This window comes from Sinorhizobium sp. P24N7, assembly GCF_042436655.1.
Lineage (GTDB): Bacteria > Pseudomonadota > Alphaproteobacteria > Rhizobiales > Rhizobiaceae > Sinorhizobium > Sinorhizobium meliloti_A.
On sequence record NZ_JBHMIW010000008.1, the window covers coordinates 26,749 to 41,761 of the forward strand.

Genomic DNA, 15,013 nt, shown 5'->3' on the forward strand with positions numbered 1-15,013 from the left:
CTTCGGTTATCGGATGGGATGTCGGTCCGGCGCACACTAGCGCGTGCAGGTAAACGGAAGCTGAAATGCAGGGCGTCCGACAACACATGGCGCCACAATGCTTATGTTAACCGGCCAATCACTTATCCTCGCTAGTGTGCGCCTCAATCGGCGAGGGGTGCGTTTCGCAGCCCGGTGCCGGCCTTTAAGTCGATTTGTCAAGGCAGAACGGATGGTCTCGGAAGGTGTAACGGAACAGCGCGGTGACAGACCATTCCTGCCGATGGTCATGTCCTATCTCGCCTCCGGCGGCAGTCTGGTTCTCGGTTCTGCGGCGCAACTCCTTACCTTTGCCATCCTTGCCCGCTGGCTCGGCGTCCACGAGTTCAGCGTGTTCGTCGCAATTACTGCGGTCGCCAATATAGCCGTCCATCTCTGCGGGCTCGGGGCGATGGAATGCCTGGTGCGCCGGGTCGCGCGCGACCGCGCGATCTACCCGCAGATGCTCGGGCACAATGTCATCCTGACGGTGGCGAGCGGGGCAGCCCTGGTCCTGTTGGGAGCGGTGGTCCTGCCGTTCTTCTTCACCCTTTCGCCGGACCCCGTGACGAACGTCGCCGTGATCACGCTGATGCTCGTCACCAATATCCTGCTGGTCCGGGTCATCGTACTCACCGAGCAGATCTTTATCGCTCACACGGATTTTGCCTCCGCCAACAAGGTCGTCGTCGGTTTTGCGGCGGCGCGCACGGTTGCGGCGGCACTTGCCTGCATCGCCTTCGGAGTCACCAGCGTCGCATCCTGGGCGGTGTGGCAGTTCCTCTGCCATGTCCTCGTGGCGCTCATGTGTATGCGTGCGATCCGGGGACTCGGTGCGCCGCGCTACCGCATTGTGCGGGAGGAACTCCCGCAAGGCCTTTACTTCAGCATTCCCTTCATCCTGCGTGCGCTGCGCCAGAATGCCGACCTGCTTGTCCTGAGCCTCGTCACCACCGCCGAGGTCGTCGCAAGCTACAGTGTCGCTCGCCGCATGCTGGAGAGCAGCTATCTTTCGGTGGAAGCGCTCAACCGGCTTATCTACCCGGGTTCGGCGAGGGCGACGGCGGCGGGGCTTCACCACGCCCTCCATCGGGTGCGCCGGGTGCTCGCTGCCGCAATCGTCATCAGCCTGGCTGCGGCCGTCACCGTCTTCGTTCTGGCGCCGGTCCTGCCCTACCTCTTCGGCAAGGACTATCTCTCGCTGGTCGGCTTCGTCAGAAGCCTCTGCTGGGTCGTGGTGCCGCTCGCTATGTGGTCCGTCGCGGTCGAGGCACTCGGTGCCTCCGGCGCACACGCCGCCCGCGCGACCGTCATGGGGCTCGGCAGCATCGCCGGTGCCGGCCTTGCCGCATGGGCAAGCTGGTACGCCCCGCCGATGGGAACTTTCCTGTCCTTCTACGCAATCGAAATCGCGATGGTCGTCGCCTCCTGGAGCGTGTTCCTGCACTTCGTGCGGCGCGACCGCCGCCAGGCTGCGCTCACTCTTGGAGCGGGCGCCATATGACGATGGAGGCGAATGAACTACGCGTATCCGAGAGCGTGCCGGTCGATGCAGGGCAGCGCCGCGGTACGCGGCCCATGGCGCCCGACGACGTTGCGGCGGTCGGACGGCTTTTCAACAGGATTTTCCGAAGGCACGATCAGGCATCCGACGATGACCTCGGACGGTATCTCCAGACCGTCTTCTTCGGCAGCCCTCACTATTCTCCGGAACTCGGCAGCGTCGTGCACGAGAGCGGTGCTACTGGCATAGACAGCGCCATACTCTCGGTGCCGATGGCGTTCATGGTCAATGGCCGCCCGACCATGGCCCGCCTTCTCTGTGCCTTCATGGCGGATGGCAAAGCCGGGGCCGTTGGAGCGGCGCGTCTTGCGCGCACCATGCGGGCGGCTCGCCAGGACATGTGCTTCTCCGACAATGCGTCGCCGGTCAGCGCAGACCATTGGGTTGCGGGAGGCGGCATCGTCCTGCCGATCCAGAGCCTCGAATGGCAGCGCTCGTTTCTGCCGTTGACCGCGGCGGCGATCCTTGCGGGCCGCCACTTCCCAATCGCGCGCTCGCGTGTTCTCGTCGGCGTCCTCAGGCCGATTGACCGTGCACTGCGCCGGTTGCGGCCCTCCATGCGCCCGAAGGCCGAGGGCGAATGCAGGAGCGAGGCAGCGGGCGTCGAGGAGTTCCTCCAATGCGCGAGCCCGATGCTGGAACGCTTTGCGATCCGCCCGGCCTGGTCGCCAGCCGAATTCGACTGGCTCGTGCGCGTCGCTTCGATGAACCGCAACCTCGGGACGCTCCAGTGCAGGAAAGTCGTTCTGCCGGACGGTCGCACGATCGGCGCCTTTCTTTACTTCGGCAAGCAAGATGCCGCGGCCACGGTGCTCAATCTCGTCTGCGAGGAGGGGCGTGAACGCGACGTCGCCGCGGCGATGTTCGCGCAGCTCGATGCGGAAGGCTATGCCGTGGCGGTCGGCATGGCTCAGCCGTTCCTGATGAACGCTATCTCGCGCCAGCGATGGCTGTCATTCCGGCACCGCGGCTATTTCTGCATAATGACCCGCCATGCGGACCTCAAGGAAGCGGCAGAGCGCAACGACATCTATATCGGCGGCCTCGCCTCGGAGACCTGGAGCCGGCTGCTGACGGATTTTTAGCGTTGGTATTTTCAGGGCCGATGATCCCAGGGATTGATGATAGTTACACCGGTGTCAGCGAGATCCGCGACATTACGGGTTGCCACGGAGGCGAGCCAGGCTCTACCGCGACGGAGAGGGTGGGTGTCAACAGCTCCGACGGCACATTGGTATCGAGATAATCACTCGGAGAAATCCGGTGCGTAGCGGATGGGCTCGCGCTGCGGAAGGTCAAGCATGACGCCTGCGAGCGGCGCCATTCGGATGCGGATTACTGCAGCGAGATTGGCCGGTCGGTATTCGGTAGTCGAAAGCGCGGCGCGAAGGATGTCCCGCGCTTCGTCCTCCATCGAACGCCCATGCTCGGCGGCGCGAATGCGCAGGCGCTTCTTGAGCCCGTCATCGAGGTTGCGGATCGTCACGTTCGCCATGCGGCTTCCTTTCTTCATTGATGGCAATTTATCGTTGACTGCGGCGGGCGGCAACACGCCTACGAGTGACCCGGAGCCGGCTGCCGACGGATTTTTGCTTGCATGTCTTGCCGGCGATCATTCGCGGTTATATGAGCGAGGCCTGTTCTGACGCAGTCGATGGGAAATGACGATGGCACCTGCGGCTTTTTTTGATGGCCTGTCAGCGTTCCCGCCCACACCCGCCGATGTGGGCGGCAAAGTTTCGGAAGAGGCGCTGTCGCGACTGCTCGAGCGTATCCGACTAGCACGCGCGGACTCGATTGGATTGCTCGGCAGCACAGGGGCTTACGCATTTCTCTCGCGCGGTGAACGGCGACGGGCAGTGGAGATTGCTGTCGAATGCGTGGGAGGCAGAGTTCCCCTCATCGTCGGCGTCGGCGCACTCAGGACCGACGAGGCTCAGGCGCTCGCGCGCGACGCGAAGGAAGCCGGGGCAGATGGACTTCTCCTGGCTCCCGTATCCTACACGCCTCTGACTGAGGAGGAAGTTTATCAGCATTTCGTTGCCGTTGCCGGCGTTTCCGACTTGCCGCTCTGCATCTACAATAATCCGGGCACGACCAGGTTCGTTTTCAGCGAGGAACTGATCATACGGCTCTCGCAGGTGCCGAATATTGCCGCAGTGAAGATGCCGTTGCCTGCCGACGGAGATTTCGCGGGTGAGATCGCTCGACTGCGTGCGAACACGTCTGCAGCTTTTGCTATCGGCTATAGCGGCGATTGGGGCGCAGCAGGTGCGCTCCTGTCCGGTGCTGATGCGTGGTTCAGTGTCGCGGGCGGGCTTTTGCCCGTGGCTGCAACGAAACTCACTCGGGCGGCGAAAGGGGGCGATCGCGCGGAAGCGCATCGGATCGACACCGCATTTCAACCCTTATGGGCACTGTTCAAGGAGTTCGGCAGTTTCCGCGTGATGTACGCTATCGGGAGCATCCTCGGACTGTTCCAGGCATTGCCCCCGCGGCCGATTTTGCCGCTTGGACCTTGTGACAATGTACGGGTAGAGGAAGCTGTTCAGAAACTGATCGACTTTTAAGAGTGCTCTTGAGGAATTACGCTTTACCCGGAAGTGCTCCAGCCGGTCCTGATCATCGGGGAAGGGCGGGCGCGACTGGAGAAAGCAGCAACCGTATGCCAAGCGCGATCATGATGCTGCCCGCAATGCGCTGCTGCCACGCCACAAAGGCACTGCTGTGCGACAACCAATTGCTGAATGTGCCTGAGGTGAGGGCCACCGCACCAAGGACCAGCAGCCCGGTGGCTTTCATCGTAACTCCGAGGATGAAGAATTGCAGGGCCGGCGATCCGGCGGACGGTGCCACGAATTGCGGAAGGATCGCGAGCATAAAGGAAAGCGACGTCGGATTCGTCAGATTGCAGATCACACCCTGCCTGAACGGGGCGAGAAGCGATGGAGACGTGGCGCGGCCCGGCGCTTCGCGCAGGAAGGTCTTACTGCTGGCCGTCAAGAACCGCACCCCGACATAAATCAGATAGGCCGCTCCGATAAATTGCATGGCCTTGTAGAGGAGCGGCCAGGACGCCACGACCGTGGCAAGGCCCATGGCAAGCAAGGGTATCTGGACGAAGCCCGCCGCGACGCATCCGATAGCGGTTGCAAGCGCGGCCCGTCGGCCCTGGCCGATGCCGCGGCTGATGACAAGCATCATGTCCGGGCCGACTCCGGACAATTGATAGGCAAGCACGGCGCCCAGAAACGCGGCATAGCTGGTCAGGTCGGGCATTCTACAGAAACTGTGGAAGCAGGTCGAAGTTCCCCAGCGGAAACGAACCAGTGCCCGTAGAGGAGCATTGGCCTGCCCAAAAGGTTACCGTCCGAACAGTTCCGCTTAACCGAATATTCACCCTGCAGGCCCTAAATCCGCATGGGGAATTGCTTATACGGCAATAAGCACCTTGGTGGCTCCGAGGGATGGGGAAAACGGATGTATCGGCGCAGCGAGCCCGAGGGACTGGGATTACGCCTGGAAAGGCCACATCAGCGCCTTCGCGCGGGCGGAGGGTCGTTGCTCGACCTCGTGCCCGCGGTAACGGAAGAGGCCGCTCGCGAAGAGGCCCCCGCGGAGGCAGAGGATAGCACCTCCGCCCGTGTGGTGGATATTCCCGTCCCCGCCCATCAGGCGCGCGCTCTTGAGGAGCAGCCTTCCTCCGTCGCGGATTTCTTCCCGCAACTCCACCTCCTGGGCAGCATCGGGGTTAATGACCTCATCGCGTGGCTGCGCAACGGCGCCCGCTGGATCGTGCTCGCGCTCGTCCTCTCGGTTGCCGCCGCCTTTGCCTATGCCGTGGCGGCGACCCCGCGATACACGGTCTATACCGATCTCGTGGTGGACCCTTCCAATCTCAACGTCGTCAGCGACGACGTCTTTACGACCAATCCTCAGCGCGACGCGCAGTTGCTGGAGGTCGAGAGCAAGCTCCGGATCCTGACCTCGCGCAACGTCCTCCAACGCGTCATCGACGAGTTGCGGCTTGCGGACGATCCCGAATTCGTCAGGCCGACAATCCTCGACTGGATGAAGACGCTCATTGCGCCGCGGGACGCCAAGGCGGACAAGGAGCTGGCGGCCATGCGCGCTCTGTCCGAGAGGGTCGAGGCGCGCCGGGAGGAACGTTCCTTCGTCGTGATCCTGAAGGTGTGGAGCGAAGAACCGGCCAAGGCAATCGCCCTTTCGGACGCGATCGTCGAGGCATTCGAGGCTGAACTCTTTCAGTCGGCCGCCGAGAGCGCCGGCCGGGTGGCGCAGAACCTGAACGAGCGACTCGATGAGCTGCGACGCAACGTCACCGAAGCGGAGAAGAGGGTCGAGGATTTCCGGCGTGAGAACGGCCTGCAATCCACCAATGGCGAGCTCGTCAGCAACCAGCTTTCGAGTGAGCTCAACACCCAGGTTCTCGACGGTCAGCAGCGTTTCATCCAGGCGGAAACGCGTTACAGGCAGATGAGTGCGGCCGTTGCCGAGGGCCAGACCGCCAGCGCCTCGGTGTTCGAGTCGGCAAACATGACCAATCTGCGCCAGCAGTATAATGCCTTGCAGCAGCAGATCGGCTCCATGCAGCTCACTTATGGCGAGCGGCATCCGCGGCTCGTTGCCGCGCGCTCGGAGCGCACGGCGCTGGAAGCGGCGATGAAGGATGAAGCCCGCCGCATTCTGGAGCGCGCGAAGGCCGACTTCGACCGGGAGCAAAAGGCGCTCGATGCGCTCCGCGGCAAGGCGGATGACGAAAAGTCGAACGTCTTCACCGATAACCAGGCCCAGGTGCAGCTTCGTGATCTCGAACGCGACGCGCGCAGCAAGGCGGCGATCTACGAAACCCATCTGGCACGCGCGCAGCAGATCACCGAACGCCAGCAGATCGACACCACGAATATTCGCGTCATCTCGCGGGCCCTGCCGCCAAACGCGCGAAGCTGGCCCCCGCGTACCTTGATCCTGCTGATCGGCGGCGCCGTTCTGGGTCTCGCAATCGGCATCGCCGCGGCACTTGCCCTCGGCCTCTGGAAATTCCTTCGCGGCAAGACCCACGTGGCTGCCTGAGGAGCCCGGGAGATGGATCGCGCGGGCTACGGAGAGGTCGAGCCGACCAATGCGGTAAAGGCGCGTGTCGGTACCGTGCTGTTCATGGCGATCTTCCTGTTCTTCTGGATCTCCATCAATCCATTCGTGGATCTGACGGGCGAGGCGGTGCTGGACCCTTCCGCCGGCAATTCCAACCGGCTGAACCAGATCATCTCGCTCCTGCTTTTTACCGGAATGCTGGGCTACGGCCTGGTGCACCCTTTGCGGCAAACGATACTGCAGCCGCGCGCGCTGCTGGCGATTCTCCTTTCCTGGTTCATCTTTGTTTCGCTGTTGTCGGCGCATCCGATGCTCGGCATCAAGGGTGCGATCCTCGCGTTGATGGTTACCGTCAATGCCAGCGTCTACCTGTTGTTGCCCGCTTCGGAACGCCACTTCGCCAAGATGCTCGGCATCGGCATCCTCATCGTGCTCGCGGTCGCCTACTACGGCATCGTCTTCAAGCCGTTGCTCGCGATCCATCAGGCGTCAGAACTGCGCGAGCCGATGAATGCCGGCCTGTGGCGCGGCCACTTTCCCCACAAGAACAGCGCCGCGGCTGCCATGGTGATCGCAGCCTTCATCGGCCTTTACGTCATGAACGTCTGGTCGAGGTTTGCCGGGATCGTCATCGTCGCGCTGTCCTTCGTCTTCCTCGTCAATACCGGGGGTAAGACGTCGACCGCGATGCTGCCGGCCATTCTGCTGCTCGCGCTCATGTTCGAGAAGGTGCGCTTTCTCCGCCTCCCGATTGCCGTCGGCGGCGTCGGTCTTTTCAATCTCTTCGCGGTGGGCTCCGCCGTCTTCTCCCCGCTCGGCGAATTCATCAGCGGGCTCGGCATCGATGCGACCTTTACCAATCGCGCCGATATCTGGCGTTTCGCCTTCGGTGCGCTCGCCGAACAGCCTCTCACGGGCTATGGCTTCAAGGCCTTCTGGCAGACGGAAGAACTGGTCTATAGCGGCGGCTCGGTCGAGACCTGGGCCGTCGCTGCCGCCAACGGTCACAATTCCTATCTCGACATTGCCCTGATGACGGGCTTCCCGGGCCTCGCCCTGACCCTGATCTGGATCCTTTTCCTGCCGCTTAGAAAGATCGCCCGCATCGCTCCGGAGCGCGAGCATTCGCATCTGACGAGGCTGTTCGTCCGCATATGGCTCTACACGATCTTCAACGCCGGTCTCGAAAGTCTCTTCTTCGAGGGCGGGAGCCTTCTGTGGTTCACATTCATGGTCGCGCTCTATGGACTGTCGTTGCAGTCGAACGCGGAACTGGCGGCTGCTCCTGCACGCGTTCGTCAGGGGAGGGTAGCGCATGCTTGAGAAGCTGAGCGGGCTCGGTCCGCTCGTCGACAGGCTGGCGAACCGGGCGATCTGGAAGCTGGCGGGAGCCCGGCGCCGGTTGGAGACGGAGGTCCCGCTCGTCTCCTTCACCTTCGACGATGTTCCCGACAGCGCACTTGCCGCGGGCGCAGCCATCCTCGAGAAGTATGGAGCCCGCGGCACCTTCTATATAGCGGGCGGGCTTGCCGGGCAGGTGGAGCCGGATCGAAGGCTGATCACGCCCGAAGGGTGCAGCGAGTTGCTCGCCCGCGGACACGAGATCGGCTGCCACACCTTCGCTCACCGAAGATTGCGTGACATTGCCGGCCTTGGCACCGATCTCGACCGCAATGCCGAGTATCTGAAGCAGGTCGGCGTTTCTCCGGCTGCCTCGAATTTTGCTTTCCCCTACAACGCTGCCTGGCCGTTGGCACGGGCCGAGCTCCGCCGCCGCTACCGAACGTGCCGGGCAGGGGGCGAGGACATCAACCGCGGTGTCGTCGACCCGATGATGCTCAAGGGCGTCGAGATACGCCAGCCGGAGGATGGGGCGCGCGCGCTGACGCGCTGGATAGACGATGTCGCCGAGCGTCCCGGCTGGCTGATCTTCTTCACTCACGACATTGCCGCGCAGCCCACGAACTACGGCTGCACCCCCGACACCTTCGACCATCTGGTCCGCTACGCCGCCGAAAAGGGATGCTGCATCCTTCCCGTCGACAGCGCCGCTGACCGGATCGGCTGGTAAGGAGGCCCTGGTGACCGGGAAGCGCCTTCTTGCGATCAACAACTATTTCTACCGCCGCGGCGGAGCGGAGGCGGTCTTCTTCGACCATATGAGCATGTTCGGCGAAATCGGCTGGGACATCGTTCCCTTCGCCATGCAGCATGATCTCAACGAATCCTCGCCCTGGTCGGATTATTTCGTCTCGGAGATAGAATACGGCCGCCGAAGCGGTCTCCTGCGGAAGGCCGTCCAGGCGGCGAGCGTCATCTATTCGCTCGAGGCGCAGCGCAATCTCGGCCGGCTCATAGAACGCGCCCGCCCTTCGGTCGCCCACGCGCACAATGTCTATCATCACCTGTCGCCGGCGATCTTCTCGACCCTGAAAGCCGCCGGCATTCCGGTGGTGATGACGGTCCACGACCTGAAGCTCGCCTGCCCCTCCTACAAGATGCTGCGGGACGGCAGGGTATGCGAGGACTGTCGCGGCGGCAGGGTCTACAATGTCCTGCGTCATCGCTGCGTGAAGGGTTCGGCCCCTCTGAGCGCGGTGGTGCTCGCGGAAACGGTGCTGCACCGCTTGCTCGGGCTCTACCGAGACAAGGTGGACCGGCTGGTCGTGCCAAGCCGCTTCTATCTGGAAAAGCTCGCCGAATGGGGCTGGCCGCGCGAGAAGATGGTTCATATCGCCAATTTCGTCGATGTCACGGCTCTTTCCGGTGCTTGGCAGGAGGGCGATTATTTCGCCTTTGCCGGCCGGTTGGCGCCGGAAAAGGGCCTCACGACCCTGATCAAAGCGGCGGCTTTGTCGAACCAGCGGCTGGTCATCGCCGGCACCGGTCCGGAGGAGCAAACACTTCGCCGCCTCGCGGCCGAGCTCAAGGCGGACGTGACTTTCGCCGGCTATCTCTCGGGCGAGAAGCTGCACAAGTTGATCGGCGAGTCCCGCGCGCTCGTGCTGCCGTCGGAATGGTACGAAAACGCGCCGATCAGCGTGCTCGAAACCTACGCGCTTCGGCGCCCGGTGATCGGCGCGGCGATCGGCGGCATTCCGGAAATGGTCAGGGAAGGCGAGACCGGTCTGCTTGCGGCTCCGGGGGACGCCGGGGACCTCGCCAGAGCCCTGTGCGAAATGGCGGCACTTTCGCCGACGGAACGCGCCCGCATGGGGGCGGCCGCCCGGTCCTGGGTCGCGAGCGAATTCTCCGCCGCTGCCTACCGCGAGAGGACGCTCGAGCTTTATGGGGCGATCGGCGTGGCCTGAGGCTTCTCCTCCGATCCTCATTCCTGTGACGAGCACATTCGCAACGCTCGCCCATCACCGTCTGATTTTCGGTCAGACCTCTACGAATCTAATGACCGTCTTACCGGGATGGTAAGTCTTCTGCTCGTAAAAGATGCGAATTGGGTTATCGCTGGGGCGCAACAACCATGAGCAGAAGATCGGGGGTTTCCCGAGATCGACCTTCGGCAGGGCCGGATGCGTCGGCAATGCCGGGCGGGGCGACCGCGAGCATGCCTGCAAGCGCTTATCGTGCACTGCCGATAGAGCGCCGCCGCGTGATGATGCTCGGGCTTCGTGGAATTCCGAACGTTCAGGGCGGCGTCGAAAAGCACGTGGAGATGCTCGCAGGCAGGCTGGTCGCGCATGGTTGGGATGTCGAGGTCGTCGGACGCCGGCGCTATCTTCCGGGCCCCGCGCCGCATTCCTGGAACGGAATTCGCGTCACTCCCCTCTGGTCTCCACGTATGATGGCGCTCGAGGCCATCGTCCATACCTTCCTCGGTGTATGCTATGCGGCGCTGCGGCGCCCGGATATCCTGCACATCCACGCCGTCGGCCCGGCGCTCCTGGTACCGCTCGCCCGGCTGATGCGCCTGAACGTCGTCGTGACCCACCACGGCTACGACTACGACCGACAGAAATGGGGGGCTTTCGCCAGGAGGATGTTGCGAGCGGGTGAACGCATGGGAATGCGGCTCGCGCAAGGCCGCATCGCAATCTCCAGGGATATCGCCGACACGATGGGCGAACGCTATCGCGTACCGGTGTCTTTGGTGCCGAATGGCGTCACCGTTTCGCGCCCCAGCGGGGAAACCGGCATTCTCGGCGAATTCCGTCTGTTGCGACGGCGCTATATCCTGCTTGCGGCGCGGCTTGTTCCGGAGAAGCGGCAGATCGATCTCATCCAGGCATATGCAAAACTTGAAAATAGCGGATTCGATCTCGTGCTTGCGGGCGGTGCGGAATTCGCGGGCGCGTACGAAGAGGAAGTACGGGCGCTGGCCAGCCGCGTGCCGGGCGTCGTCCTGACGGGGTTCCAGACTGGCGATCGCCTGGCGGAACTCTTCGCCAATGCGGCGCTCTTCGTGCTGCCGTCGAGCCATGAAGGCATGCCGATCGCGCTTCTGGAGGCGATGGCCCATGGTCTCCCGGTTCTGGCAAGCGACATCGTTGCCAACCGGCAACTCGGCCTGCCCGCCGACGATTATTTTCCGCTGGGGAACGTCGACGCGCTTTCGTCTGCCATGGCCAAAAAGATCGCCAATCCCCCCGACGAACAAGAGGTGCTCGCGCAGACCGAGCGCGTCGAAACCGTCTATAGCTGGTCGAGCGTGGCACTGAAGACGCTCGACGTCTACCGGGCGGTGACGAAATGAATGTGAGGCGCATCGCATCGGTACTTGCGTGGCTGCTTCTTGGCGTCATTGCCTATTCGACCCTTTCTCCGCTCGACCTGCGCCCGCACATGGGCAGCTCGGTGCAGCTTGAACGGTTCGGAGCATTCGGGCTGACGGGTCTCATGTTCGCGATCGCCTATCCCCGGCACGTGCTTGCCGTTCTGGCGGCTATGCTCGCGGCGGCAATCGGGCTGGAACTCACGCAGATGCTCGCCGCCGACCGCCATGCACGGTTGATCGACCTTTCGGTCAAAATGGCGGGGGCGGGCTGCGGTGTCGGCGCCGGCTGGCTGCTCGTCCGCCTTTGGCACCGGTTTCAGCCGGGCATGAACCAAAGCGCAAACCACCGCGGATAGATCTTCGCCGCGCGATTTTGGGGGCTCTCTTGACCATATCCATCATCATCAAGACATTGAATGAAGAGAAGCGGATTGCCGCAACCGTCGAGAGCGCGCTCGCAGCGCTTCGCGACGTGGGCGGCGAGGTCATCATCGCCGACAGCGGCTCCTGCGACCGCACGGTCGAAATCGCCTCGCAATATCCCGTCATCATCGCCCAGATCGCCCCGCCCGCGCGACCGAGCTGCGGCATCGGTCCGCAGCTCGGCTTCCAGCATTCCCGCCATGATTACGTCTGTCTCATCGACGGCGACATGCTGCTCGACGCTGCCTTCCTCAAAGACGCCGTCCGCTTCCTGGCCGACAATCCGGCCATGGCAGGCGTTACCGGACATGTGGAGGAAATGCACATCTCGAACCTCGAATTCGCGCGCCGCGTCAGCCGCAATGCGCCCGAGAACCGGACGGGTCCGATCGATCGCATGAACGGCGGCGGGCTCTACAGGCGCAGTGCAGTCGACGACGTCGGCTACCTCTCGGACCGCAACCTGCACGGCTACGAGGAATTCGATCTCGGCATCCGCCTCAGAAGTGCCGGCTGGAGGCTTTACCGGCTCGACCGCCGTTTCGTCCAGCACTTCGGCCACACGGTCAATTCCTACCGGCTGCTCGTTCGACGCTGGAAGACCAAATATCTCTACGGGATAGGCGAGCTTCTGCGCGCTTCTCTCGGCAAGCCCTATCTCTTTCAGCTGTTGCGGGAACTGCCGGAGCTGAAACTCTGGGCTCTCGTCTATCTCTGGTGGCTCGCCTGCCTCGGCCTGATCCTGCTGCTGCCCGATACGCTCATGGCCCTCGCCGCCGTCTGCGCGAGTTTCGCGGCCGCCGTTCTCGCCGTCAGCTTCCGAAAGGGCGGCCTCAGCATGGGCCTCTATACGGTCGTCGCCTGGTTCTTCCATGCGGCAGCCCTTCCTGTCGGCTTCCTGCGAAGCCGGCGGCTGCCTGCCGAACCGATCGAAAGCACGATCCTCGCAAAGGCCCCTCCCGGGGAGCCCACTCCCGGTGAACCGGTTCTCGGAAAGATGGCATGAGGAGGCCATCCCTCGCGGCGGCGCTGCTTTGCACGTGGCTTTCCCCGGCCGCCAGTGCCTCTGAATGGGTGCCGGTTCGCGAGGTCTCGCTCGAAGTCCGCGCCGGCAGTCCGCTCGATTTCTCGTCCTTGCTGCCGAACGCTTCGATCGACGCGGACAGCCGCCTCGTTGCAGGTCCGGATGGCCGGCTGGCCTTTGCCAAGGCGCCGGAACAACCGGTCAGAATGCTATGCGCGTCGCTCGCCTGGAGTCCGGCATCCGGCGGCTTTCCGGACCATGACGGCGCCGAGCGCTACGCCCGCCAGCTTGCGATGCACGGATACAACATCGCCCGGCTCCATTTCGTCGATGCCAGCCTTATGTTCGGCAGGCAGAAGGATTTCGATTTCGATCCGGAGACGCTGGATCGTGTCCATTACCTGCTGGCGGCGCTGAAGCGCAACGGCATCTACTGGATCATCGATGGACTTTCGTCTCCGCGCGGCGCCTACGGCGGCCACGACGACCGATGGGATGCAAACGGCGATCTCAAGCTTCGGCTGCACCTCGACGAAGAGGCCGTTGCGCACTGGAGCAAGCTGCAGGAGACGTTTCTCGCGAGCGTCAATCCCTATACGGGAACGGCGACCATCCGCGACGACGCGCTCGCATTGGTGATCCTTGCCAATGAAAACGGCATGGAGTTTGACAGCGTCGTGCGTGAGCGGCCCGAAAAGCCCGCCTATGACGAGGCGCTGGCGGAGCCATTCAACCGCTGGCTTTCGGGACGCTACGGCACGACGGAAGCGCTCGCGAGCGCCTGGGGAGATCTCGGTGCCGACGAGCGGGTCGAAACGGCATCGGTGAGGCTTCCCGCCAATCGCTACGCAGACGGTCCGCGGATGCGCGATCTTCAGACCTTCTTCGTCGAGACCGAGCGCGCCTCCGCCGCACGCATGAGCCAGGTCCTGCGCGATTTGGGCTATCGCGGCCTGATCAGCACCTACAACAATTGGCCGACGGTGCAGACGGCGCTCAGCCGGCGCGATCTCGACGCCGTGACCATGAACACCTATCACGATTGGGTTGGGGGTTATTCTGCGGGAAGCGCTTTGACGCAGGCAAGTTCGCTTGCAGACGGCGCCAGCTACATGCGCATGATTGCCGCGGCGCGGTGGCTCGGAAAGCCGTTCATCGTTAGCGAATACGACCATCTCTTCTGGAACCGCTATCGCTACGAGGCGGGCCTGACAATGCCGGCCTATGCTGCACTCCAGGGCTGGGACGTGATTTGCCGTCACGGCCACGGGCCGATCGCGCTCGCCTATGGCGAACCCTTTCCGCACAAAAAGGCGATGCTTCCCTATGCGATTGCGCTCGATCCCGTGGCGCGCGCCGGCGAGACGCTCAGCGCACTCGTCTTTCGTCGCGGCGACGTGACGACCTCCGCCATCACGATCCCCTTCTCAGTTCGCGGCGAGGAGGATCTCGGCGAGGACATGCAGGTCCGCGAGCCGGAGCGATTGACCGATCTGGCGCTGGTCGGGCGCATCGGCCTGCTGCGGGCAGACCCGTCCGGTGGAGAAAGCGGTGTCACGCAACCACGCGACCGGGACGCCGGAACAATCCTTGCCGCACTCCGCGACGAACACATTCTCGCGACTGAAAATCGCACCGATACCACAAGCGGATTTTACGAAAGCGATACAGGTCAGGTCCTGCTCGACCGCCGGGCAGGGCAGCTCCGTGTTTCTACGCCCGCTACGGAAGCGGCAGCCTTCTCCTCTCTGCGTGAACCGATCGATCTCGGTCTCATGCGCATCGGACAGGCGGACGGCAACGGTCTCGTGGCGCTTTCGGCTATCGACGCTCAAGGCACGCTTTCCGAAAGCCGGCGCCTGCTTTTGATCTTTGCAACCGATGCGCAGAACACCGGCATGGTCTTTCGCGACAGCGAAGAGAAGGTGATCGAGGATTTCGGCGCGCTGCCGGCGAGAATCCGGAAGGGCTATGTCGATCTCGAACTGGCACGAACCGCTGCCAGATGGAGCGTGTCACCGGTAGGCCTGGACGGCACCGTCTATCCGCCCGTCGACAGCGGCAGCGGGCGCGTCGCCTTCCGCCTCTCGAACGACACGCCCTATGGGCCCACTCCCTATTTTCTGGTGGAGATGTAGGC

Annotated in this window: 13 protein-coding genes; 11 read left to right on the forward strand and 2 right to left on the reverse strand. The window is 63.3% G+C overall.

Annotated features, from left to right (window positions below):
- The first annotated feature begins 211 nt into the window (after positions 1-211).
- Both ACFHWW_RS15465 and ACFHWW_RS15470 read left to right on the forward strand, forming a co-directional pair.
- On the forward strand, positions 212-1,522 hold the full coding sequence (locus ACFHWW_RS15465) for a lipopolysaccharide biosynthesis protein (RefSeq protein ID WP_379939088.1): 1,311 nt from the start codon (positions 212-214) through the stop codon (positions 1,520-1,522).
- Positions 1,519-2,667, forward strand: coding sequence for a GNAT family N-acetyltransferase (locus tag ACFHWW_RS15470; RefSeq protein ID WP_379939090.1), 1,149 nt, complete (start codon positions 1,519-1,521; stop codon positions 2,665-2,667). Before ACFHWW_RS15465 ends, ACFHWW_RS15470 begins: the two co-directional genes overlap by 4 nt.
- 161 nt (positions 2,668-2,828) lie before the next feature.
- On the opposite strand, the gene ACFHWW_RS15475 is transcribed toward ACFHWW_RS15470, so the two are convergent.
- Positions 2,829-3,077, reverse strand: a complete 249-nt coding sequence (locus ACFHWW_RS15475; RefSeq protein ID WP_379939092.1) for a FitA-like ribbon-helix-helix domain-containing protein — start codon at positions 3,075-3,077, stop codon at positions 2,829-2,831.
- Between the two features lie 172 nt (positions 3,078-3,249).
- Between ACFHWW_RS15475 and ACFHWW_RS15480 the strand changes: the two genes are divergently transcribed.
- The gene (locus ACFHWW_RS15480) at positions 3,250-4,152 is read left to right on the forward strand and encodes a dihydrodipicolinate synthase family protein (RefSeq protein ID WP_379939094.1); all 903 of its coding nucleotides are present in this window, start codon (positions 3,250-3,252) and stop codon (positions 4,150-4,152) included.
- A 52-nt stretch (positions 4,153-4,204) separates the two neighbouring features.
- Here the strand turns inward: ACFHWW_RS15480 and ACFHWW_RS15485 are convergent, their stop codons facing one another.
- Positions 4,205-4,861, reverse strand: a complete 657-nt coding sequence (locus ACFHWW_RS15485) for a LysE family translocator (protein WP_379939096.1) — start codon at positions 4,859-4,861, stop codon at positions 4,205-4,207.
- Positions 4,862-5,062: 201 nt separating this feature from the next.
- Between ACFHWW_RS15485 and ACFHWW_RS15490 the strand changes: the two genes are divergently transcribed.
- The 8 genes from ACFHWW_RS15490 to ACFHWW_RS15525 all read left to right on the forward strand — a co-directional run bounded on the left by ACFHWW_RS15490 (position 5,063) and on the right by ACFHWW_RS15525 (position 15,011).
- Positions 5,063-6,676, forward strand: coding sequence for a GumC family protein (locus ACFHWW_RS15490; protein ID WP_379939098.1), 1,614 nt, complete (start codon positions 5,063-5,065; stop codon positions 6,674-6,676).
- Positions 6,677-6,688: 12 nt separating this feature from the next.
- Positions 6,689-8,020, forward strand: coding sequence for an O-antigen ligase family protein (locus ACFHWW_RS15495; RefSeq protein WP_379939100.1), 1,332 nt, complete (start codon positions 6,689-6,691; stop codon positions 8,018-8,020).
- A complete protein-coding gene (locus ACFHWW_RS15500) occupies positions 8,013-8,768 on the forward strand; it encodes a polysaccharide deacetylase family protein (RefSeq protein WP_379939102.1) in 756 nt (251 codons plus the stop codon). The genes ACFHWW_RS15495 and ACFHWW_RS15500 overlap by 8 nt, the downstream gene beginning before the upstream one ends.
- Positions 8,769-8,778: 10 nt before the next feature.
- Complete coding sequence (locus ACFHWW_RS15505; RefSeq protein ID WP_379939104.1) at positions 8,779-10,008, forward strand: glycosyltransferase family 4 protein; 1,230 nt, start codon at positions 8,779-8,781, stop codon at positions 10,006-10,008.
- 227 nt (positions 10,009-10,235) lie between these two features.
- The gene (locus tag ACFHWW_RS15510; RefSeq protein WP_379939106.1) at positions 10,236-11,405 is read left to right on the forward strand and encodes a glycosyltransferase family 4 protein; all 1,170 of its coding nucleotides are present in this window, start codon (positions 10,236-10,238) and stop codon (positions 11,403-11,405) included.
- A complete protein-coding gene (locus ACFHWW_RS15515; RefSeq protein ID WP_379939108.1) occupies positions 11,402-11,782 on the forward strand; it encodes a VanZ family protein in 381 nt (126 codons plus the stop codon). The genes ACFHWW_RS15510 and ACFHWW_RS15515 overlap by 4 nt, the downstream gene beginning before the upstream one ends.
- A gap of 29 nt (positions 11,783-11,811) precedes the next feature.
- Positions 11,812-12,855: a glycosyltransferase family 2 protein gene (locus ACFHWW_RS15520; protein WP_379939110.1), complete on the forward strand. Its 1,044-nt coding sequence runs from the start codon at positions 11,812-11,814 to the stop codon at positions 12,853-12,855.
- On the forward strand, positions 12,852-15,011 hold the full coding sequence (locus ACFHWW_RS15525) for a glycoside hydrolase (protein WP_379939112.1): 2,160 nt from the start codon (positions 12,852-12,854) through the stop codon (positions 15,009-15,011). Before ACFHWW_RS15520 ends, ACFHWW_RS15525 begins: the two co-directional genes overlap by 4 nt.
- The last annotated feature ends 2 nt before the right edge of the window (positions 15,012-15,013 follow it).

What these genes read in the sequence shown, in the direction of transcription:
- ACFHWW_RS15465 (WP_379939088.1), top strand. Translation starts at nt 212, where the DNA reads ATGGTCTCGGAAGGTGTAACGGAACAGCGCGGTGACAGACCATTCCTG.
- ACFHWW_RS15470 (WP_379939090.1), top strand. Translation starts at nt 1,519, where the DNA reads ATGACGATGGAGGCGAATGAACTACGCGTATCCGAGAGCGTGCCGGTC.
- ACFHWW_RS15475 (WP_379939092.1), bottom strand. Translation starts at nt 3,077, where the DNA reads ATGGCGAACGTGACGATCCGCAACCTCGATGACGGGCTCAAGAAGCGC.
- ACFHWW_RS15480 (WP_379939094.1), top strand. Translation starts at nt 3,250, where the DNA reads ATGGCACCTGCGGCTTTTTTTGATGGCCTGTCAGCGTTCCCGCCCACA.
- ACFHWW_RS15485 (WP_379939096.1), bottom strand. Translation starts at nt 4,861, where the DNA reads ATGCCCGACCTGACCAGCTATGCCGCGTTTCTGGGCGCCGTGCTTGCC.
- ACFHWW_RS15490 (WP_379939098.1), top strand. Translation starts at nt 5,063, where the DNA reads ATGTATCGGCGCAGCGAGCCCGAGGGACTGGGATTACGCCTGGAAAGG.
- ACFHWW_RS15495 (WP_379939100.1), top strand. Translation starts at nt 6,689, where the DNA reads ATGGATCGCGCGGGCTACGGAGAGGTCGAGCCGACCAATGCGGTAAAG.
- ACFHWW_RS15500 (WP_379939102.1), top strand. Translation starts at nt 8,013, where the DNA reads ATGCTTGAGAAGCTGAGCGGGCTCGGTCCGCTCGTCGACAGGCTGGCG.
- ACFHWW_RS15510 (WP_379939106.1), top strand. Translation starts at nt 10,236, where the DNA reads ATGCCGGGCGGGGCGACCGCGAGCATGCCTGCAAGCGCTTATCGTGCA.
- ACFHWW_RS15515 (WP_379939108.1), top strand. Translation starts at nt 11,402, where the DNA reads ATGAATGTGAGGCGCATCGCATCGGTACTTGCGTGGCTGCTTCTTGGC.
- ACFHWW_RS15525 (WP_379939112.1), top strand. Translation starts at nt 12,852, where the DNA reads ATGAGGAGGCCATCCCTCGCGGCGGCGCTGCTTTGCACGTGGCTTTCC.